This is a genomic window from Jeotgalicoccus sp. WY2 (assembly GCF_018437745.1).
In the GTDB taxonomy this organism is placed as follows: Bacteria; Bacillota; Bacilli; order Staphylococcales; family Salinicoccaceae; genus Jeotgalicoccus; species Jeotgalicoccus psychrophilus.
Window position 1 is genome coordinate 36,189 of sequence record NZ_CP049818.1, and the last position, 20,801, is coordinate 56,989.

Consider the following 20,801-nt stretch of genomic DNA (forward strand, 5'->3'; position numbering starts at 1 on the left):
AACGAGTTCAACGAATCCTACATAAGTACCAAAATATCCGACGATAAGTGCAGCAGCTAATAAGATTTATATTTCTTCGAACCCGGTTTAGTAAATCTTGCCAGGAAAGGGTATAAAAATCCGACGATAGAATTATATATTAATAATATAATAATTACCGAATATGCTGTGCCGAGCCATGGTGCAACATTTGCCGCCATTTGCATTGTCGGCAGTGCGACATCGTATGCGATCGGAAGAATTGACAGTACACCGAATGTAATCAGCATCATCAGTATCATAATTAACAGTCCGCCGTAAACAGCGCCGCGTCTTACAATCGACTGGCGTGCAGATTCTGAGCCCATTATTGATAAAAAGCTGAATGCTGTTGCTAGTGTGAATCCTGAATAAGTAATCGCATCAAACCACCAGCTGCTTGTTGGTGCCCGTGACACATCATTATACTGATTGACCTCTGATAAAGGAATCATCGGATTCAATATGTTATATCCCGCAATAAAGAACATTGCGATGATGAGTACTGGTGTGATAACGCCGATTATGGAAACGATTTTATCAAAGTCCATAAGTAATGTAATAAACGCAAGTATGATAAGGACAATTGCCCCAATTTGCGGATGTATACCAAAACCTTCATTGAATGTTGCGCCGCTTCCAGCAATCATAACGATCGCAAGACCGTATAAGAAGAAGGCGAGTATAATATCAACGACAAGTCCAAGTTTTTTGCCAAATAGTGTGTTCAGCGGTAATACGTGGGATTCAGCGTGCGTTGCATATCCCAGTTTAGCAGCCTGCCGGCCGATAAACATAATAATCAATCCTGTTAAAATAATACCTGCAATACTAATTAATCCGTGACTTGCAAAAAATTGAAGTACTTCCTGGCCTGTTGCAAAGCCGGCACCCACTACAATACCGGTGTATGCAAAGGCATATTTCCAGGAAGCACGTCTGCTACCATTTGACATATTTCCAACTCCTATTTCTGTCTGCTACTGATTATACCCTCTTTTTTACTATGTTAACAAAAATTATTTATTTGTTCAGAAAACGGTGTCTTCTGTTATGCAAGTATATATGTATATAGTATACTCAATTACTATAGATTGTATTTGAACGTTTGTTTTGAAAAGGAGAATTTTAATGTATAAAGGCTTAATTTTACACATGACTATAAATCGCTGCCGCGTACATTCTGGACACCGTACGAACCTGAGGAATCAGATGCACCGAGAATTGTTCTGTTTAATCACCATTTAGCGAGATTATTAAATATCGACGAAAAAGAACTTGAAAATGATGCTGAATTTTTCAGCGGCAATAAATTGCCGGAGTCGGCTGAACCGATTGCCCAGGCTTATATGGGACATCAGTTTGGTACTTTAAATATGCTTGGTGACGGACGAAACGTCCTACTAGGTGAGCATAACACAGATGGCGAAAAGTATGATGTCGTCTTAAAAGGATCAGGTGCGACAAAATACTCACGCCAGGGTGACGGCCGTGCGCCGATTGACTCTATGCTGCGTGAATATTATCAGTGAATATATGGCAAACATCGGGATTGCCACGACACGTGCCTTAGCGGTCGTCGATACAGGAGAACAGCTGACGCGTCAAACAAGAACGGCGAGCGGTATCTTAACACGCATCGCGAGTTCTCATATCCGTGTCGGTACTTTTGAATATGCTGCACGTCAGTCGACTGACGAATTAAAAGCGCTGGCTGACTTTGCAATTGAACGTCACTATCCATATCTTGCAGCGCTGACAGAAGAAAAAAATATCTGCTATTTTATGACCATGTCGTAAGAAAACAGGCAGAGTTAATTGCCCAGTGGCAGTCAGTCGGATTTATTCACGGTGTGATGAACACGGATAACGTGTCAATTTCAGGTGAAACGATTGATTACGGCCCGTGTGCGTTTATCGATGTCTATAATCCGGATACGTATTTCAGTTCGATTGATACAGAAGGACGCTACCGCTATAAAAATCAGCCACCGATCGGGCAGTGGGATTTAAGCAAGCTCGGTGAAGCATTGTGTCCGCTGTTTGACAACTCTCAGAGTGAAGCAGTGAAGCTCGCTCAGGAAATACTCGATAAATATCCGCAGTATTATAATAGAAAATATATTTCATTAATGGGTAGCAAACTCGGCATTCTGGATCTTGATTATGACGAACAGTACGACGTGAAACTGGTCGATGAGCTGCTCGAATTTATGTTTAAATATGAAGCGGATTACACGCGGACTTTCAGAGATCTTTATCTCACTAATTACGATAAACTGCCGATGTTTAACGACAGTGAATTTATAAACTGGTTCGAACAGTATCAGGCGAGAAAGAAAGCGCAGAGTGCTAAAAAAGATGAAATTAATATTGCGATGAATGCAGCAAATCCAAGTTTTATTCCGCGTAACCATTTAGTTCAAAAATCATTAAATCTTGCTTTGGAAGGTCATTACGGCGAGTTAAAACAGCTCTTAAAAGCTGTGTCTAAACCTTTTAATGATAAGCTCGGCGGGAAATATATTAATGCACCAGGTAAAGACGATGTTGATCCGGACTTTAAGACATACTGCGGCACATAATAATTAATTCTCATAAAAGGACAAAAATATAATGCAGAATTTCCTAGAAGAAGTAATTAACCAGTTTGGTTACGCTGCAATTGTCATCTTGATTGCAGTGGAGAATATTTTTCCGCCGATTCCTTCGGAAGTGATTTTAACGTTTGGCGGCTTTATGACGGCGGCGACTGATATGACAGTAACAGGGGTAATTATTGCTTCGACGGCAGGTTCCGTCGGCGGTGCGGTTGTACTGTACTATCTTGGAAGCATATTGGGTGCCGAACGTATGAAGCGCATCGTTGTGAAATACGGAAAATGGTTTAGGGTAACAACAAATGATGTTGATAAGTCCTACGGCTGGTTTAATAAATACGGTTCATGGACTGTGTTTTTCTGCCGCTTCATTCCGTTAATCAGAAGTCTGATTTCAATTCCTGCAGGCATGAGTAAAATGAGCATGCCGAAGTTTCTAGTGCTGACGACGCTTGGTACTTTTATCTGGAACACGGTGCTCGTTAATCTCGGTGCTTCAGTAGGAGAGAACTGGGAAGATATCGTTCAGGTGATGGATGTCTACGCAAATATTGCCTATGCAGTCATTGCTGTTTTGGTTATCGCATTTTTAGTATGGTTCTTTTACTTCAGACCAAAGAAAAAAGAGAAATAATAGTAATGGGGCTGACCGGTATTATCGGTCAACCCCATTTTTAAATATTATTTCTTGTCGTAAGCTGCGAGTAGCGTGACTACGATGTCGAGGACAGGCGTGTCAATATCACAATCCTGTTTCATGTTATAGACATATTGCTGAATATATTCAAACTCTGTAGTCTTGTTCGCCATCACATCGTAATACATGCTGGTGCCCATATCCCGCGGATAGCTGAAATACATATCCATAGCATAGTCGATGAAGTTCTCATCAATTTCCACATTATCAGTGTTGCACTTGTTCACGACAGCCAGAGATTCTGTCAGCAGCTGCCTTGTTAATTGTACTGTTCTATCATCTTCAAATATTTTCGAAGTGTTTTTACTGAGAGCGGTCATAGAATTAATTCCGACATTAATCAGCAGTTTTTCATAGCGCATTTTGTTGAATGCTGAACTTTTCAGCAGCTCGAAATTAACTGTCTCTGTACTGTCAATCAGCTCAATCAGTTTATCGATATAACTGAACTTACCTTCCGGCAAAATAATCTTCTGATTTACATAATGCTCGATGTAATCGTCATGCTGCTGGCCGCTGATATAGACAACGCCTGGAATTCCCTGGTCAAATACTGCGTCGTAGCCCATGCCGTTTAAGGCATAAATTATTTCCGAGTCCTTATGGATAATATTAATCGTTTCTTTCAGCGCCGTAAGTGCAGGTGTCTTCGCTGCGATAAAGAGCACATCGAATTTAACTGTAACTTCACTGATATTATGAACTTTAATTTCATGATACGTTTTCACACCCTGGTCGAGTATCGTAAAGCCGTCTCGAGCGGATCTCGCCATTAATGTCAGCTCAACTTTATCTGCGGGCAGTTTATAGAACTCGCGGGCAATAATACTGCCGACTGCACCCGCACCGATAATACCTATTCTCATATTTTCACTCCGTTATTTTTTCTCATTTCTGTGGTAAAATAAGTATATCTAATTTCAGAAAGTAGGGAAACTATGAAGTCGACAGCAGATTTAATCAGCATGAAAAACAATGACAGAATAGTGATGGTAACAGCATATGATTATCCCTCTGCAAAACTTGCAGAGAAGGCGGAGGTAGACGTCATTTTAGTGGGAGATTCACTTGGAATGGTCGTCTTGGGATATGAATCACCGGTGCAGGTAACGCTCGGCGATATGATTCACCACTCGAAAGCGGCGAGACGCGGTGCAGCGAATACGTTTATCGTCGTTGATATGCCTTTCGGCTCACACCATGCAGATGTAAATGAAGGAATTAAAAACGGCATCAGACTCTATCAGGAGAGCGATGCGAACATGATCAAAATGGAAGGCGCCGAGTCTCTCGATATTATCGAAGGTCTTGTTAAGGCAGGCGTTCCTGTATGCGGACATTTAGGATTAACGCCGCAGCACTTTGGAATTACAGGATTTAAAATGCAGGCTGGTGATACAGAACAGGCTGAAAAACTGATTGAAGATGCGAAGGCGCTTGAAGCAGCCGGTGCGTCGATGATGGTGCTTGAAGCCATTCCAATGGATCTTGCAAAAAAAGTAACGGAATCAGTTAACATTCCAACTATCGGTATCGGCGCAGGTCTTCATACCGACGGCCAGGTGCTTGTTTATCATGATGTACTTCAGTACGGCAGTGACCGTCTGCCGAAGTTTGTTAAGGCATACGCGGATGTGAACTCAGTTGTTGAAGAAGGACTGACGAACTACCGCAACGAAGTGAAGAGCAGAATGTTCCCTTCTGAGGAAACGACCTACAAGAAACGGGTGTTCGAGTAAATGAAGCACACAGGAAGTATTAAAGAAGTGAGAGCGCTCTTAAGTGCTCATAAGGATAAAAAAATTGCGCTCGTACCAACGATGGGCTATTTGCATGAAGGGCATACGACGCTGATGAAAGAGGCGAAGAAATACGCTGATGCAGTTGCAGTGAGTATTTTTGTTAATCCGCTGCAGTTCGGTCCAAACGAAGATTACGACAGCTATCCGCGCGATCTGGAACGCGATTTAAATATTTGCCGCGAACATGGCGCGGACATTGTGTTCCATCCTGAAGTGAACGAAATGTATCCTGAGGAAATGGAATTTAATGTAGTCATTAAATCAATGGCGGATATACTGGATGGTGTAAAGCGTCCGGGACATTTTGAAGGCGTTGTGACAGTAGTCAGCAAGCTTTTAAATATTATTCAGCCGGACTTTGCTGTGTTCGGTGAAAAAGACCGTCAGCAGCTGATGATTATCGAGCGCTACGTGGAAAACTTTAATGTACCGGTTGAAATTATTGGAGTGCCGACGAAACGCGAAGCAAGCGGTCTTGCAAAAAGTTCCCGCAATGTGAATTTAAGTGAATCTGAATATAATGAAGCAAGTGAAATTAACGCGGCATTATTAAATGCGGCGGAACAGATTAAAAAGGGTACTGTTAATACGGATAAGATTATGTCGTTTATCAGACTTCATATTGAGCAGCAGACGAGCGGTACTGTGGATGACCTAGCGATATACACAGCGCGCGCATTGCAGCCTGTTGAAAATATCGACGAGGATGTTATTATATTTATTGCAGTACAATTTGAAAAAGCAAGGCTGATTGATAATTTATACGTCAGCATTTAAAGGAGGAATAATATGGTACGGCGAATTACAGCGCTATTAATTTTATACGCATCTTTGTTGCTTATCGTACCGGCCATGCAATCCTACGACTTTAAGGACGGTCTGACCGAAGATTATTTTAATCACTGGCTTGAACAGAATGTCATTCCAAATTACGATACGACAAAAATAGAACAGGTGCACGGTGCACAGGAGACGAATATTGATTATTCACTCGGTTCATCGTTCACAACGGCGGACGAGACAGTTATTAATTCAGAATACGAAGGCGACTTTGTCATTAAGAATCAGCCCGGGGCATTTCATATGCTCCTCGTGCGTGACGGCATCGTTACAGGCGGCTATACGAATTCAAGTGATGTATCATTAGGCAAAATGAGCCTCGACGGCATGAACCGTGCAGAGCTGCGGGAAGTATACGGGGAACCGCTCGATTATATTCGTAAGCAGTGGAAGCGGCTGAAAGTCGAACATGACGAATACGATGTTTTCGATGTCGGCAATTACTATGCATATTTCTTTTACGATATACATGAGAACGATAAAGCGAACGGTATGCTGATTATTAATAAAGATGAAGTAATTGAAATCAACGAACTTTATAACAACCCTCCGCTGGAAGACAATGAGCAGATGCATTTTAACTTAGTTAATGCAACGCGTGCAGAGTACGGCTATTCGACATTAGAACGCGACTCTCTGGCAGATGAAGTTGCCTACTATCACAGCGCCGATATGGCAGAAAATAATTACTTTGATCACGACTCACCGGACGGCCGCACGCTGAAAGACAGGCTGTTAAACGGCTCGGTTGACTTCAGGCTGGCAGGAGAAAATATTGCGACAGGACATACATCGCCGATATTTGCCCACCACAGTCTGATGAACTCGCCGTCACACCGTGTTAATATACTGAACGATCAGTTTAACTATCTCGGTGTAGGCATTGAGTACAACGGTGACAACGTACCGTATTATACGGAAAACTATATACAAAAATAATGAGTATGAGAGCCCGGATTGGCAAAATCCGGGTGTTTTTGTTTGTTTATTTGTTTTTTTGACCGGATGATCGAGTCACATGCGATTAAATTTTACTGATGAAAAAAGTGAGGGCACCATGAGTTAATCTCTCATGCATAAGCAAGCATCCCGCCCAACACAAAAAAGGCCCAGGGCACAGAGCCCCGGGCGGTCACACACATATTTTATTAAATAAATTCTCTGAACAGCCCAACGACTTTACCAAGAACGATAACATTATCGAGGTAAATAGGTTCCATCGTTGTATTTTCAGGCTGCAGACGGTAATAGCCTTTTTCTTTATAGAAGCGTTTAACTGTCGCTTTCGTCTTCTGTCATTGCAACGATGATTTCACCGTTGTGGGCAATGTTCTGTTTGCGGACGATAACGCGGTCGCCGTCGTGTATGCCGGCATCGATCATACTGTCACCGGAAACATTTAACAGGAAAATTTCGCTGTTATGGTTTGCCGTAAAGTGTTCGGGAAGAGGGAAGTACTCTTCGATGTTTTCAACGGCTGTAATAGGGAGGCCGGCTGTAACTTTACCGAGTACAGGAACATGAATAACGGGTGATGCGTTGTCATCTGGAGCCTGGACGATTTCAATTGCGCGGGGTTTTGTCGGGTCCCTTCTGATATATCCTTTAGTTTCAAGTTTTGCGAGATGACCGTGTACTGTAGAACTCGACTGGAGTCCTACCGCATTTCCGATTTCACGGACACTTGGCGGATAGCCTTTATCATTTACGCTGCGTTTTATATATTGAAAAATATCTTTTTGTCTGTCTGTTAAATCTTTCATATTTTTACCTCCAGCCTTATATTAATTAAATTTTATCATATACTATATACACTTACAAACATTTGTTCGTATTTATGTTGACTGCGAACAGGTGTTCTGTTATATTGTTATTACAAACATTTGTTCTTAGGAGTGGATAGTAATGACAATGAAAGATTTCAAAACTCTCACAGGTTTATTCGCGGTAATGCTAAGCTTCGGGCTTTTATATAGTTTTAATATGGTTGAACCGGATTATGCAGAGAACATACATTCTGATGAAAACACTGCATTTTCTGAAAATATAACTGAAGAATCAATCGAACAAGAGGCGAACGGCACGGTGTCGGCTTCGTCAATTAATGAACCGGATGATGAAGAAACAGAAAAGGCGGAAGAAGAACGCCCTGCGAATGGTTTTATCAGCAGCGGAACGCTCACAGAACCTCTTAATTATGACGTTTCCAGCAGAAATTAATTAATAAGTGTATATTGTCTATTAAAGTGCGGGACCATTTGGTTTCCGCACCTTTTTTATGGTAAATTATATTGGAAAGGGTGGAGCTCATGTTAGACGATAAAAAATTAAAACGTCTCAACCAGCTTGCAAAGTTAAAACGTGAAGATAAAATATCCGCATCGGAACTTACAGAGCTGACTGGTTTGAGAGAACAATATTTATCAAACTTTAGAAATTCTTTTAAAAACCAGATTGAAAACACTAAAGTGATCGATCCGGACGGTAAAGATGTTACCCCTGACAAAATTAAGGCACTGCGCAAAAAAAATAATAATGAAGAGAATTAAAGGAGTCGAAAGTAAATGTCATTTGATAAAACTGACTTATTAGCGATCAATACGATCCGCTCTTTAAGTATTGATGCAATTGAAAAAGCAAATTCTGGTCACCCGGGACTGCCTATGGGTGCTGCACCAATGGCGTATGTACTGTGGCAAAAACATTTAAACTTTAACCCGAAAAATGTGGACTGGTTTAACAGAGATCGTTTCGTACTGAGTGCGGGCCACGGTTCAATGTTAATTTACAGCCTGCTTCATCTTTCTGGTATTTTGGAAATGGATGATTTAAAAGAATTCAGACAGTACGAATCCAAAACTCCGGGACATCCTGAGTTCAAACATACAGACGGTATAGAAGTAACTACAGGGCCGCTTGGACAAGGCTTTGCGATGAGTGTCGGTATGGCAATGGCTGAAACTCACCTTAATTCTGCATTTAATACAGATGAGCACGAAGTTGTTGACCATACTTATGTACTAGCTTCAGACGGTGATCTGATGGAAGGGATTTCGCATGAAGCGGCATCACTTGCAGGACACTTAGGTCTTGAGAAGCTGATTGTACTTTACGATTCAAATGATATTTCACTCGACGGAGACCTCGACAAGAGTTTCTCTGAAGATGTGGCGGCTCGTTTTAAAGCGTATAACTGGCACTACCTGCGTGTTGAAGACGGCAACGATTTAGATGCAATCGATAAAGCGATTGAAGAAGCTAAACAAAGCGATAAACCATCACTGATCGAAGTGAAAACAGTAATCGGATTTGGCGCGCCGAATAAATCAGGTAAATCTGATGCACACGGTTCACCGCTTGGTGAGATAGAGCGTCAGGGTGCTTATGAGGCATATGGTCTCGACCACCTGAAAACTTTCGATGTGGACGACTCTGTATACGCACGCTTTGATGAAACATAACTGCGCGCGGCGCTTCAGAAGAAACGGCGTGGAACAAAGTTATGGAATCATTTAAAGCAGCTGACGAAGCTAAATATAACGACTTTATGGCTGCAGTTAAACGTGAACTGCCTGAAGACTATGATTCAGAACTTCCGGTTTACGAAGCGGGGACGAAAAAAGCAACACGCGGCAACTCGGGAGATATGATTCAGGAATTATCAAAAACAATTCCAACATTCTTCGGCGGTGCAGCTGACCTTGCAGGCAGTAACAAAACAAACGTTAAAGAAGCATCTGACTTTGCTAAAGACAACTACGCGGACGCAACACTGGTTTGGCGTCAGAGAATTTGCAATGGCAGCTGCAATAACGGTATGGCAGCACATGGTGGCGTTTATCCTTATGCAGGAACGTTCTTTCTTCAGTGATACCTGAAGCCGGCAGTACGTTTAAGTGCACTAATGAAATTACCGGTAACATACGTATTCACTCACGATTCAATTGCAGTTGGTGAAGACGGTCCGACACACGAGCCGGTTGAACAATTAGCTGGACTTCGTGCCATTCCGAACCTGAACGTTATTCGTCCAGCAGACGGCAACGAAACACGTGCTGCATGGAAAGTTGCTTTAGAATCTAAAGATACACCGACAGCTTTAGTACTGACACGTCAGGATCTCACTGTCTTGATATTGAAACAGAAAAAATTGAAGAAGGCGTGCGCCGCGGCGGATTATTGCTTACGACGGCGGTAAAGATGCTATTGTTTCGCAACAGGAAGTGAAGTTTCTCTTGCAGTTGAAACTGCTCTGAAATTAGCTGAAGAAGGCGTTAATATTAAAGTTGCCTCGATTCCTAATGTACAAGCATTTGTAAATCAGGATGAAGCGTATATTGAATCGGTATTAATACTGATATTGAAAACCGCACGGCAGTTGAAATGGCTGCAAGTCTTGGCTGGCACAGATTTCGGTATTAAAGGCAAGCTCTTAACAATCGATACATTCGGCGCAAGTGCGCCGGGCGGTGAAGTTGTTGAGCGTTACGGCTTTACAGTTGAGAACCTGTCGAATATTATCTGTAATAAATAAGCATTGAATTTAAATGCCCGTTAATGTAAACTAAATAGTGGTTTACACGGAAAGAGGTGAGCATTTTGGCGACTTGGATATGGATACTAATTGTAATCGTAGCCCTCATTGGTGGTTTCGCATTAGGATTTTGGATCTCTAGAAAATATATGATGGATTATTTGGAGAAGAACCCTCCTATTAATGAAGACATGCTCAGAATTATGATGATGCAGATGGGACAAAACCTTCCCAGAAGAAAATTAATCAAATGCTGAGTATGATGAATAAATCATCAGAACAAGCTAAAAAAGAAAAAGTAAAAACTTGAGGAACACGCACTTTTTAAAGTGCGTGTTTTTTATATTTATTTAAATTTTAGAAAATTATTGCAATTTTGTTATTGGCATGGATATAATAACTTTATCAAACAAAGGGGGTAATACAACAATGAAAAGGAAAAATTTTTTAGCGTTTCTTGTAATCGCTTTCTTAGTTGTCATGGCAGCATGTTCAAGCGATGATAACGTCGAAGAAGAAGCGGCTGGCGATGAAGCGGCTGAAAATGAAAAAACAGGAGATTTAACAATTGGTACAATGGCGGAAATGGTGACGACGGATCCACATGGATCGAACGATTCAGCATCACGCCAGGTCAGAGCAAACATATATGAAACTTTAGTATTCCAGGACGTTGACATGTCACTGTCACCAGGTCTTGCAACTGAATACGAACAAGTTGATGAAACAACATGGAATTTTAAACTTCGTGAAGGCACAACTTTCCACAACGGTGAAGAATTTACCGCGGAAGATGTTGTCGCAACTTTCGACCGTGTGCAGGATGATGCAATGGCATCACCGGTACTTTTCCTGTTCGAAATGATCGAGGAAATCGAAGTTGTCAGTGATTACGAAATTAATATTCATACATCCATACCATTCGCTCCATTAGCGAGTCACTTAGCTCACAACACAGGCGGTATTATTTCTAAAGCAACAATCGATGCTGATTACCAGGCTGCATTAGATGCTGCTGAGAGCGATGTTACTTTAGAAGAATACTACGAGATGCGTGAAGCAGGCGGAGACGAGTACGATGCTGTTAAAGAAGAAATCAGTGAACATTTAGGTACTGTTGTGGCGAATGAGCCAAACGGAACGAACCATCTTAAATTCGTTTCACGCAGTGCAGGGGATGAAGTAGTGTTAGAGAAATTTGAAGACTTCCAGGGCGGCGACCGTTACTTTGAAAATGTAACATTCAAAGTAATTCCAGAAAATGGCGCGCGTATGGCAGAACTTGAAACAGGCGGAATCCAGGTAGCGACTGATGTGGATTCAACGAATATGGAACGCGTTGAAAATGGTGCAGATACTGCAGTCACTTCAACGGATTCAGTTCGTATGTCATATCTTGGACTTAATATTAACAAAGAGCCGTTCAATGATATGAAAGTCCGTCAGGCAATTTCATATGCAATTGACCGCGAAGAGATTGTATCAGGGGTTTACGATGACATGGGAATTCCTGCAAAAGGACCTCTAGCACCAGATGTTTGGGGTTACTCAGAAGACCTTGAAGGACAGGAATACAATATTGAAAAAGCAAAAGAAATTTTAGCTGAAACAGATGTAGCAGACGGTTTTGACACTACAATCTGGGTGAATGATGATCAGCAGATTATCGACACAGCTGTCTATATTCAAAGTGAACTTGCTGAACTTAACATTAATGTTGAAATTGAGCAGTTCGAGTGGGGCGCGTACTTAGAAACACTTGCGCAGGGTAACCACGAAATGTTTATCCTTGGATGGACGACTGTAACAGGGGATGCTGACTACGGTCTGTATGCTTTATTCCACTCTAAAAACCAGGGCGCAGCAGGTAACCGTGTGTTCTACGACAATCCTGAAGTCGATGAGCTATTAGACGCAGGACGCGCAGAAGTAGATGATGAAGCACGTCAGCAGATTTATACTGACATCGAAAATATTCTCGTAGAAGAATCGCCATCATCATACCTGTTCCACGCAGAATTTGCTGCAGGTTATAACGAAACAGCAGTAAGCGGCATCGAAGTGGATCCGGCAGGCGGACTGCACTTTAAAGATGTGAGATTTAAATAATATGGAAGTACCTCTTGGCTGCACCTCGCAGTTAAGAGGTATTTTTATGCAAAATTTTGGTTCTACCTTTATCTTTATACGAATTCGAATTATTATATTGCATAAATTCGTTATTTTCTATATAATTCAAATTATCAAAATATTTTGGGGGTTAACAAAAATGGTAAAAGAGGATTTAAGTATTTTCTTTTACTCACTGTTGCTTTAGTTTTAGCTGCATGTTCAAGTGATGAAAATGTAGATGAAGCGGCAGAAGGGGGAGGCAGTACAGAAGAAACGGCAGGCGGCACGATTAATATCGGGATGTCTGAAGATATGGTCACGGTCGATCCGCATGGTTCGAATGACTCGGCAAGTGCTCAAATCAGACGTAATATTTACGAATCGCTTATTTTCCAGGATGAAGCGCTGGAATTAACTCCAGGTCTTGCAACTGAATGGGAAGCGACGGAAGATACAGTATGGAATTTCAAATTGCGTGAAGGTACTACATTCCACAGTGGACAGGAGTTTACTGCTGAAGATGTGAAAGCGACAATTGACCGAGTTAATGACCCGGCTGTTGCATCACAGGTTGCATTCCTTTACGAAATGATTGAAGAAGTTGAAGTTGTTGGAGATTACGAAGTGAATTTACATACAGAATATGCCTTCGCTCCATTACCTGCACATTTATCACATAACGCAGGCGGAATTATGAGTAAGGATTTAATTGATAAAGACTACCAGGCTGCACTTGATGAAGCCGGCAGTGATGTTACTTTAGAAGAATACTATGAACTGCGTGAAGCAGGCGGAGATGAGTTTCAGGCTGTTGCTGATGAAATCAGCGAGCATATCGGCGGGGTTACCGGTGCTGAAACAGATGGTACGAACCATCTTCAAATGACTGACCGTTCACCAGGTGACTCGGTAACATTAAGCAAATTCGAAGATTTCCAAAATGGAGAGCGTGAATTTGATGAAGTTGTATTCAGAGTTATTCCTGAAACACAAGCGCGTCTAGCTGAACTTGATACTGGCGGCATTGATATTGCCAACGAAATCGATACAGCGAGTGCAGACCGTATTCAAAATGGTGATGCGACTGAGTTAATCGAAAGTGAATCAGTACGTATGAACTACTTAGGATTTAACATGGAGAAAGAGCCATTCGATGATCCTTTAGTACGTCAGGCAATCGCACATGCAATTGACCGCGATGAAATTATCAGCGGTGTGTATGATGGTTACGGTATCACAGCACAAAGCCCGTTAGCTCCAGACGTTTGGGGTTACGATGAAAACCTTGAGAGCATCGACGTTGATGTTGAGCGCGCTCAGGAATTGTTAAGCGAATCATCTCAGCCGGACGGCTTCACTACAACATTATGGGTGAACGACGATCCAGCAATTGTTGACTCGGCAGTATATATTCAAAACGCACTAAGTGAAATTGGCATTACAGTAGAAGTTCAGCAATCTGAGTGGGGCGCATTCCTTGATCAGACAGCAAACGGAGAACACGATATGTTTATTCTCGGCTGGACGACAGTTACAGCTGACGCTGACTACGGACTGTATGCATTATTCCACTCTAACAACTTCGGTGCACCAGGGAACCGTTCATTCTACGAGAATGAAGAAGTAGATACATTGCTTGATGAAGGACGTATGAACCCGGATGAAGCAGGACGTCAGGAAGCGTACAGCGAAGTACAGCAAATCCTGATTGACGATTCACCGGCAGTATATCTAAATCACACGAGCTTCCTATTAGGTGTGAACAACGACAGCGTAAACAATATCGGTCTTGATCCTGTAGGAAATATCAGACTTGAAAATGCTTCGTTTGGCACTGAAGAATAAAATTAAATAGTAATAAATGCCCGGATGGAACTTAGGTTCTGTCCGGGTGTTTTGTTAGAAAACGCATTCACTTACTAACTTAAACTTACCCGCTAGCAAATAGTAATAACGCGTAGTATAATAAACAGCGATTATTATATTAGAGGAGAATACTATGAATAACAGTTTAAAAGAGAAGCGTTCACTTCTCGACTGGATTGAAATTACCGGTAATAAGTTACCGCATCCGGTCACGATATTTTTAATTTTAACATTGCTTGTTATTACAATTTCTCATGTTTTATATTTATTTGGTGTCAATGTCAGCTATGTCGGAATTAATCCCGAGTCGGGCGAGCGTGAAGAATTAACGGTTCACGCTGTCAGTCTTTTAACAGGTGACGGTATCCGCTATATGTTTACGAGTGTGGTTGAAAACTTTACTACATTCGTGGCACTTGGTCCGGTACTGGTCGCTATGATCGGTGTCGGTGTTGCAGAGAAAAGTGGTTATATCAGTGCATTGATGACGAATGTGGTCACGAAAGCACCACGTAAGTTCGTTACACCGATTGTTGTCTTTATGGGTGTTATGTCAAACGTCGCTGCCAGTGTCGGTTATGTCGTTCTTGTGCCGCTCGGTGCGATTATCTTCCTTGGCTTCCGCCGTCATCCGCTTGCAGGTCTTGCTGCAGCGTTCGCCGGTGTAGCCGGCGGATATTCCGCTAACTTGTTAATCGGTACGAATGATCCGCTGCTTTCAGGTATTACGACGGAAGCAGCAGGAATTCTCGATGCGACTTATATCGTACAGGCAACAGATAACTGGTTCTTTATGTTCGTGTCGACTTTCCTTGTCGTAATTTTAGGTACTTTAATTACCGATAAGATTGTTGAACCGCGTCTGAAGAAATTTGATTTTGATAATGAAGAAGTCAGTGAGAACAAGGCTTTAGACAAACAGGAAAAACGCGCATTAAACTGGGCAAATATTTCTGCAGTTGTAACAGTGCTTGCAATATTAAGTCTCGTCGCCTTCCCGGGCTCGCCTTTACGGGGTGAAGATGGGGGGATTGTCGGTTCACCGTTTATCTCAAGTATCATCTTTATTATGATGTTAATCTTCCTTGTGCCGGGTCTTGTCTACGGTGCAGTGAATAAGACGATTAAAAACGATAAAGACGCCGTAAAACTGATGGACGGCTCTCTCGCGACGATGTCCGGCTTTATCGTATTGATATTCTTTGCAGCACAGTTCGTTGCATTGTTTAACTATTCCAATCTTGGAACGCTTATTGCCGTTAACGGTGCAGGACTTTTAGAGAACTTAAATATCGGCAGTCTGCCGGTACTGATTGTGTTTATATTGATTACAACGCTGATCAATCTTGCAATCGCAGCGGATTCAGCCAAGTGGGCAATTATGGCACCGATTTTCGTACCGATGTTCATGCAGCTTGGCATCGCACCGGAAGTAACACAGATTGCCTACAGAATCGGTGACTCATCGACGAATATTATTTCGCCGCTGATGCCATTCTTCCCGCTCGTTGTTGCATTCGCACAGCGCTACGGCAAAGAAAACGGTATCGGTACAGTTATTTCATTAATGCTGCCGTATTCAGTCATTTTCTTAATAGCTTGGACTATTATGTTCGTCATCTGGATGCTTCTCGGTATTCCAGTCGGTCCGGGAACAAATCTTTCATATTAAACTTTTAAAGCCGCAGAAATTCTGCGGTTTTTTTGATGGAAAGATTTGGCTCATACCAGTCCCGCTGACTTCGGATACGCATGAACCCCGATCACGCCAGTCCGGCAGACTGCGGATACACATGAGACAAGGTCACGCCAGTCCGGATGACTGCAGATACACATGAGACCCGATCATGCCAGTCCGGCAGACTGCGGATACACATGAGACAAGGTCACGCCAGTCCCGAGGCAATATCAGCTCCCCACCATTTTTCATCCTTATGATTTATTTCAATTTCCGAAATATATGGTAAAATTCAAAGTGAAATAGGGGTGTGTAAATAAGGGGAGTGTATTAATGCGGGTATTTAAGAATTTGGGATGGTTTTTTAAGCTCGAAAAGAAAAGTTATATTATAGGATTAGTGATGCTTGTTCTCGTTGCACTGATGGAGCTCGTGCCGCCGCAGGTTATCGGCCGGGTTATCGATCAGATTACGACGGAAACACTGACATCAAATACACTTATATTATTTGGTGTGATGCTGGTTTTTGTCGCAATTTTAACTTACATATTCAGATTCTTCTGGCGCGTGATGATTTTCGGAGCGTCGAACAGACTTGGACGTACATTAAGAGAGCGGCTGTTTAAAAAATATTCGTTAATGTCGCCGGCATTTTTCGGCAAGCGGCGCACAGGGGATTTAATGGCGCATGCGACAAATGATATTAACGCGGTTCAGATGACGGCGGGGGCTGGTATTTTAACGATTGCCGACTCGGTAATTACAGGCGGTGCCGTGCTGATTACGATGGCGCTGACTGTCAGTCCGAAATTAACATTGATTGCGATGATTCCGCTGCCTTTTATGGTGATTCTAACCAGCTGGTACGGTTCGATTTTAAGCAGATTGTTCCGCGTTGCCCAGGCAGCGTTCAGTTCTTTAAACGATAAAACCCAGGAGTCCATTGCGGGGATCAAAGTGACAAAAACTTTCGGCTATGAAGATGAAGATTTAAAAGACTTTACCAATTTATCCGATGATGTCGTAAAGAAGAATTTAAAAGTGGCAAAAATCGATGCCTTGTTTGATCCGACAATTACGGCGATTATCGCAATCAGTTATTTTCTGTCGATATTTTTCGGTGCGCGTATGGTTGTGGCTGATGAAATTACGCTCGGTCAGCTCGTTACATTTACGACGTATCTCGGCATGATGGTCTGGCCGCTTTTGGCTCTCGGCTGGTTCTTTAATTTAATCGAACGGGGCAAGGCATCTTACGACCGGATAGAGGAAATAATGAACACTAAAAGTGATATCGGTACGAATGTAACAAGTGATGTTGTACCGTCAGGTGATATTACCTTTAACGTGTCCGAATTTTCGTTTCCCGGTGAAGCAGAAGTATCACTTCGTGATATTCATTTCACTCTAAAAGAGGGTGAAACACTCGGTATTGTCGGACGCACCGGATCAGGCAAAAGTTCAATTATCAGGCTCCTGCTCCGTGAGTTTGATACAGATGCTGATAATACAGTCGCTGTAAACGGTGTTGATATTAAACAGGCAGATATTAAAAATCTGCGTCAGCTGTTCGGCTATGTGCCGCAGGATAATTTCCTGTTCTCGACGACAATCAGAAATAATATTGCCTTTACCAATCCTGACATCAATATTGAAAAAATTTATCGTGCTGCTGAGTTAAGTTATATTCATCAGGATATTACAGCTTTCCCTGCAGGTTACGACACAATTGTCGGTGAACGCGGTGTGTCACTGTCAGGCGGCCAGAAGCAGAGGATTTCGATCGCCAGGGCTTTAATAGAAAATCCGGAGGTTCTTATACTGGATGATTCACTGTCGGCAGTAGATGCTGAAACAGAGACAGCAATCTTAAACAACATTGAACAAAACAGAAGAGGTAAAACAAATATAATTACAGCTCACCGTATGAGTGCGGTAAGAGATGCTGATTTAATTTTAGTAATGGAAGACGGCCGTATCATTGAACGCGGAAATCACGCTTCACTTACTAAAGCAAAGGGCTGGTATTACGAAACATTTAAAACGCAGTCTCTTCGCCAGAGTTTATCGAAAGCGCTTGATGAAACACTGGAAGGGGGTCGAGCTGATGACAACTGATGTAATTAATTTAACGTTAAAAGATCAGTTCCGCGTACTTGGACGGCTGTTAAAATATACGCTGCCGTTTAAAGGTATCCTGGCACTCGCGTTCACTATGCTGATAATCTCGACGGTGATGGGTGTGATGACGCCTTATCTTGTAATGATTTTTATCGATGATTACTTAACACCGTCGATCTTCCCAGAAGAAGATATCATGTGGCTGATCATCGCGTTTATAACAGTCAACGTCGTTGCGGTGCTTACTACGTACTGGCAAATATATTTACTGCAGGTGCTCGCTTTTAAAGTGATTCAGCAGCTGCGTATCGATGCCTTCCAAAAAATCGGCAAGCTCGGTATGACATACTTCGATAAAGTGCCGTCAGGCAGCGTGGTATCCCGTCTGACAAATGATACGCAGGCAATTGTTGATATGTTCACATCGGTCCTCGGCACATTCTTAATGGCAATATTTGGTGATATCGAGCTTTGTGATGATGTTCATTCTGGATGTAAAACTGGCGTTTATCGCGCTGATCTTTATGCCGGTTATCATCTTTATACTGCTCGTTTACCGTAAATATTCCGCGCGCTATTTTTCACATGCACGCGGTCTGTTAAGCGACATGAACGCAAAACTTTCAGAATCAATAGAAGGCATGAAGATTATTCAGGTCTTTAATCAGGAAAAACGTCTGCAGCGTGAATTTGAAGTGATTAACGAAGAACATTATCAGTATAATTTACGCACGATAAAACTGGACGGACTTCTCCTAAGACCGGCAATCGATATGATTTATATTTTATCGATTGTAGTTATTTTAAGTTACTTCGGTTTTCTTAGTTTTGAAACGAGTGTGACAGCAGGTGTTATTTTCGCGTTCATTCAATATATGGAGCGGTTCTTTGAACCGATTAACCAGGTCAGTCAGAACCTGAACATTTTCCAGCAGGCACTCGTTGCGGCGAGCAGAGTTTACGCTGCTGGATGACGACCGTCACGAACCGGCACAAATTATTAAAAAAGAGTATAAAATTACGGATGGACAGGTAGAGTTTAAAAATGTCACATTCAGTTACGACGGCAATGTCGATGTGCTGAAAAACATCAGTTTTAAAGTGCTGCCCGGAACAACAACGGCACTCGTCGGACATACTGGTTCCGGTAAGAGTTCTATCATTAACCTGATGATGAGATTTTATGAATACGAACATGGTGAAATTTTAATTGACGGACATTCTATTAAAGAACTGCCTAAAGAAGAAATGAAAAATAACATCGGACTCGTACTGCAGGATCCATTTATCTTCTATGGTACTTTAACATCGAACATTAAACTGTATCACAGCACGATGACGTTCGAGATGGTAAGGTCGGCAGCGGACTTTGTCGGAGCAGACAGTTTTATTAATAAACTGAAAAACCGGTACGAACAGAAAGTTGTCGAAAAAGGTGCAGACTTCTCGAGCGGGGAACGTCAGCTCCTGGCATTTGCCCGTACGATGGCAACGAATCCTAAAATTTTAATATTAGATGAAGCAACAGCAAATATTGATTCATCGACAGAAGAGAAAATTCAGGCCTCACTGATGAAGATGAGAGGGCAGAACAACGCTCGCAATTGCACACAGATTGTCGACGATTCAGGATGCCGATGAAATTCTCGTTTTAAACAAAGGTGAAATCGTTGAACGTGGAACTCATGATGAATTGGTACAATTAAAGGGAATTTACTATAAATGTACCGTTTGCAAAACAGTAAACAATAATTTGTCATATTTAATCAGCTTAAGATATTCATTGCCCCCGTCAGATTTGGTATACTGAATCTGAATGGGGGTATTTTAATGGGTTCAGAAGTAACATTTCTCCTTGCCTTCGGTGCAGGTGTACTGAGTTTTGTGTCCCCTTGTGTACTTCCGGTTTTCCCTGCTTTCGTTTCGTACATTACCGGAATGAGCTACAACGAGGTTGAAAAACAGAATTTTAATGGGCGTGCCATTTTACATACATTGTTTTTCTTAATAGGATTTAGCTTAATATACATCGCTTTAGGTTTTGGAACGTCATTCTTTGGCGGCTTCCTTATTGAACACAGTAACTTAATTCGTCAAATTGGTGCGATCTTAATCGTTGTTTTTGGACTGGTTATTACAGGTGTCCTTAAATTTGATTTTCTGATGAAAAACCATAAAGTGCAATTTAAGAACAGACCATCAGGATTTTTGGGTTCAATCTTAATCGGTATGGCATTCGCAGCCGGCTGGACACCATGTAACGGACCGATTATCGGTGCGATATTTGCAATGAGTGCATCAGAACCGAGCAACGCATTAATGCTTATGGTTGTATACTGTCTCGGATTTGGTGTTCCGTTCTTCGTCTTAAGTTTCTTCGTATCGAAGACACGCTGGATGCTGAAATATTCAAACGGTATTATGAAAGCTGGCGGAGTGATCATGATATTGATGGGAATATTATACTTTGACGGTTTAACGCAGATTATTATATGGCTGCAGCCGTTCTTCGGAGATTTCCAGGGATTTTAA

18 protein-coding genes and 4 pseudogenes are annotated in these 20,801 nt (G+C 42.0%); 19 read left to right on the forward strand and 3 right to left on the reverse strand.

All coding sequences use genetic code 11. The features are described from left to right. Positions 1-56: 56 nt before the first annotated feature. Positions 57-974 (reverse strand): YkvI family membrane protein, encoded by a 918-nt coding sequence (locus G4D76_RS00180; RefSeq protein WP_213810213.1) that lies wholly within the window; start codon positions 972-974, stop codon positions 57-59. 213 nt (positions 975-1,187) lie between these two features. On the opposite strand from G4D76_RS00180, the pseudogene G4D76_RS15675 reads away from it, so the two are divergent. The 3 genes and pseudogenes from G4D76_RS15675 to G4D76_RS00200 all read left to right on the forward strand — a co-directional run bounded on the left by G4D76_RS15675 (position 1,188) and on the right by G4D76_RS00200 (position 3,252). Further along, positions 1,188-1,818 (forward strand): annotated as a pseudogene (locus G4D76_RS15675) (protein adenylyltransferase SelO family protein). Further along, entirely contained in the window at positions 1,794-2,603 is an 810-nt protein-coding gene (locus G4D76_RS15680; protein ID WP_256440599.1) for a protein adenylyltransferase SelO family protein, read from the forward strand. Before G4D76_RS15675 ends, G4D76_RS15680 begins: the two are co-directional and overlap by 25 nt. A gap of 31 nt (positions 2,604-2,634) precedes the next feature. After that, positions 2,635-3,252: a DedA family protein gene (locus G4D76_RS00200; protein WP_213810215.1), complete on the forward strand. Its 618-nt coding sequence runs from the start codon at positions 2,635-2,637 to the stop codon at positions 3,250-3,252. 47 nt (positions 3,253-3,299) lie between these two features. Here G4D76_RS00200 and G4D76_RS00205 read toward each other — a convergent pair whose 3' ends face one another. Further along, positions 3,300-4,181: a ketopantoate reductase family protein gene (locus tag G4D76_RS00205; RefSeq protein WP_213810216.1), complete on the reverse strand. Its 882-nt coding sequence runs from the start codon at positions 4,179-4,181 to the stop codon at positions 3,300-3,302. 72 nt (positions 4,182-4,253) lie between these two features. Here G4D76_RS00205 and panB point away from each other — a divergent pair, with 72 nt between their 5' ends. The 3 genes from panB to G4D76_RS00220 are packed head-to-tail and all read left to right on the forward strand — an operon-like array spanning position 4,254 to position 6,896. After that, positions 4,254-5,054, forward strand: a complete 801-nt coding sequence (panB, locus tag G4D76_RS00210; RefSeq protein WP_213810217.1) for a 3-methyl-2-oxobutanoate hydroxymethyltransferase — start codon at positions 4,254-4,256, stop codon at positions 5,052-5,054. Continuing rightward, positions 5,055-5,894: a pantoate--beta-alanine ligase gene (gene panC / locus G4D76_RS00215; RefSeq protein ID WP_213810218.1), complete on the forward strand. Its 840-nt coding sequence runs from the start codon at positions 5,055-5,057 to the stop codon at positions 5,892-5,894. 12 nt (positions 5,895-5,906) lie between these two features. Next, a complete protein-coding gene (locus G4D76_RS00220) occupies positions 5,907-6,896 on the forward strand; it encodes a CAP domain-containing protein (RefSeq protein WP_213810219.1) in 990 nt (329 codons plus the stop codon). Between the two features lie 209 nt (positions 6,897-7,105). On the opposite strand, the pseudogene lexA reads toward G4D76_RS00220, so the two are convergent. After that, a pseudogene (lexA, locus tag G4D76_RS00225) lies at positions 7,106-7,721 on the reverse strand (transcriptional repressor LexA). Between the two features lie 142 nt (positions 7,722-7,863). On the opposite strand from lexA, the gene G4D76_RS00230 reads away from it, so the two are divergent. The 13 genes and pseudogenes from G4D76_RS00230 to G4D76_RS00275 all read left to right on the forward strand — a co-directional run bounded on the left by G4D76_RS00230 (position 7,864) and on the right by G4D76_RS00275 (position 20,801). Then, positions 7,864-8,178: a hypothetical protein gene (locus tag G4D76_RS00230; RefSeq protein ID WP_213810220.1), complete on the forward strand. Its 315-nt coding sequence runs from the start codon at positions 7,864-7,866 to the stop codon at positions 8,176-8,178. Between the two features lie 89 nt (positions 8,179-8,267). Further along, positions 8,268-8,507: a DUF896 domain-containing protein gene (locus tag G4D76_RS00235; protein WP_213810221.1), complete on the forward strand. Its 240-nt coding sequence runs from the start codon at positions 8,268-8,270 to the stop codon at positions 8,505-8,507. A 15-nt stretch (positions 8,508-8,522) separates the two neighbouring features. Next, positions 8,523-9,419, forward strand: a complete 897-nt coding sequence (locus G4D76_RS16430) for a thiamine pyrophosphate-dependent enzyme (RefSeq protein WP_371814529.1) — start codon at positions 8,523-8,525, stop codon at positions 9,417-9,419. A 41-nt stretch (positions 9,420-9,460) separates the two neighbouring features. Further along, entirely contained in the window at positions 9,461-9,829 is a 369-nt protein-coding gene (locus G4D76_RS16435) for a hypothetical protein (protein ID WP_371814530.1), read from the forward strand. Between the two features lie 33 nt (positions 9,830-9,862). Beyond that, positions 9,863-10,156, forward strand: a complete 294-nt coding sequence (locus tag G4D76_RS16440) for a hypothetical protein (protein WP_371814531.1) — start codon at positions 9,863-9,865, stop codon at positions 10,154-10,156. 54 nt (positions 10,157-10,210) lie between these two features. Then, complete coding sequence (locus tag G4D76_RS16445) at positions 10,211-10,492, forward strand: transketolase-like TK C-terminal-containing protein (protein WP_371814707.1); 282 nt, start codon at positions 10,211-10,213, stop codon at positions 10,490-10,492. 65 nt (positions 10,493-10,557) lie between these two features. Next, positions 10,558-10,802, forward strand: a pseudogene (locus G4D76_RS00245) (YneF family protein). Positions 10,803-10,921: 119 nt separating this feature from the next. Continuing rightward, positions 10,922-12,601 (forward strand): glutathione ABC transporter substrate-binding protein, encoded by a 1,680-nt coding sequence (locus G4D76_RS00250; protein ID WP_213810222.1) that lies wholly within the window; start codon positions 10,922-10,924, stop codon positions 12,599-12,601. A gap of 144 nt (positions 12,602-12,745) precedes the next feature. Then, positions 12,746-14,449, forward strand: a complete 1,704-nt coding sequence (locus G4D76_RS00255; protein ID WP_213810223.1) for a glutathione ABC transporter substrate-binding protein — start codon at positions 12,746-12,748, stop codon at positions 14,447-14,449. Positions 14,450-14,603: 154 nt separating this feature from the next. After that, positions 14,604-16,142 carry an AbgT family transporter gene (locus G4D76_RS00260; RefSeq protein ID WP_213810224.1) on the forward strand — a complete coding sequence of 513 codons (1,539 nt, stop codon included), beginning with the start codon at positions 14,604-14,606 and terminating at the stop codon, positions 16,140-16,142. A gap of 339 nt (positions 16,143-16,481) precedes the next feature. Then, entirely contained in the window at positions 16,482-18,266 is a 1,785-nt protein-coding gene (locus G4D76_RS00265; RefSeq protein ID WP_213810225.1) for an ABC transporter ATP-binding protein, read from the forward strand. Next, positions 18,256-20,021, forward strand: a pseudogene (locus G4D76_RS00270) (ABC transporter ATP-binding protein). The gene G4D76_RS00265 and the pseudogene G4D76_RS00270 overlap by 11 nt, the downstream one beginning before the upstream one ends. A 78-nt stretch (positions 20,022-20,099) precedes the next feature. Beyond that, positions 20,100-20,801 carry a cytochrome c biogenesis CcdA family protein gene (locus G4D76_RS00275; RefSeq protein WP_213810226.1) on the forward strand — a complete coding sequence of 234 codons (702 nt, stop codon included), beginning with the start codon at positions 20,100-20,102 and terminating at the stop codon, positions 20,799-20,801.

Bases quoted from the DNA above. Each gene is read 5' to 3' on its own strand.
- G4D76_RS00180 (WP_213810213.1), bottom strand. From the start codon at position 974: ATGTCAAATGGTAGCAGACGTGCTTCCTGGAAATATGCCTTTGCATAC.
- G4D76_RS00200 (WP_213810215.1), top strand. From the start codon at position 2,635: ATGCAGAATTTCCTAGAAGAAGTAATTAACCAGTTTGGTTACGCTGCA.
- G4D76_RS00205 (WP_213810216.1), bottom strand. From the start codon at position 4,181: ATGAGAATAGGTATTATCGGTGCGGGTGCAGTCGGCAGTATTATTGCC.
- panB (WP_213810217.1), top strand. From the start codon at position 4,254: ATGAAGTCGACAGCAGATTTAATCAGCATGAAAAACAATGACAGAATA.
- panC (WP_213810218.1), top strand. From the start codon at position 5,055: ATGAAGCACACAGGAAGTATTAAAGAAGTGAGAGCGCTCTTAAGTGCT.
- G4D76_RS00220 (WP_213810219.1), top strand. From the start codon at position 5,907: ATGGTACGGCGAATTACAGCGCTATTAATTTTATACGCATCTTTGTTG.
- G4D76_RS00230 (WP_213810220.1), top strand. From the start codon at position 7,864: ATGACAATGAAAGATTTCAAAACTCTCACAGGTTTATTCGCGGTAATG.
- G4D76_RS00235 (WP_213810221.1), top strand. From the start codon at position 8,268: ATGTTAGACGATAAAAAATTAAAACGTCTCAACCAGCTTGCAAAGTTA.
- G4D76_RS16430 (WP_371814529.1), top strand. From the start codon at position 8,523: ATGTCATTTGATAAAACTGACTTATTAGCGATCAATACGATCCGCTCT.
- G4D76_RS16435 (WP_371814530.1), top strand. From the start codon at position 9,461: ATGGAATCATTTAAAGCAGCTGACGAAGCTAAATATAACGACTTTATG.
- G4D76_RS16440 (WP_371814531.1), top strand. From the start codon at position 9,863: ATGAAATTACCGGTAACATACGTATTCACTCACGATTCAATTGCAGTT.
- G4D76_RS00250 (WP_213810222.1), top strand. From the start codon at position 10,922: ATGAAAAGGAAAAATTTTTTAGCGTTTCTTGTAATCGCTTTCTTAGTT.
- G4D76_RS00260 (WP_213810224.1), top strand. From the start codon at position 14,604: ATGAATAACAGTTTAAAAGAGAAGCGTTCACTTCTCGACTGGATTGAA.
- G4D76_RS00265 (WP_213810225.1), top strand. From the start codon at position 16,482: ATGCGGGTATTTAAGAATTTGGGATGGTTTTTTAAGCTCGAAAAGAAA.
- G4D76_RS00275 (WP_213810226.1), top strand. From the start codon at position 20,100: ATGGGTTCAGAAGTAACATTTCTCCTTGCCTTCGGTGCAGGTGTACTG.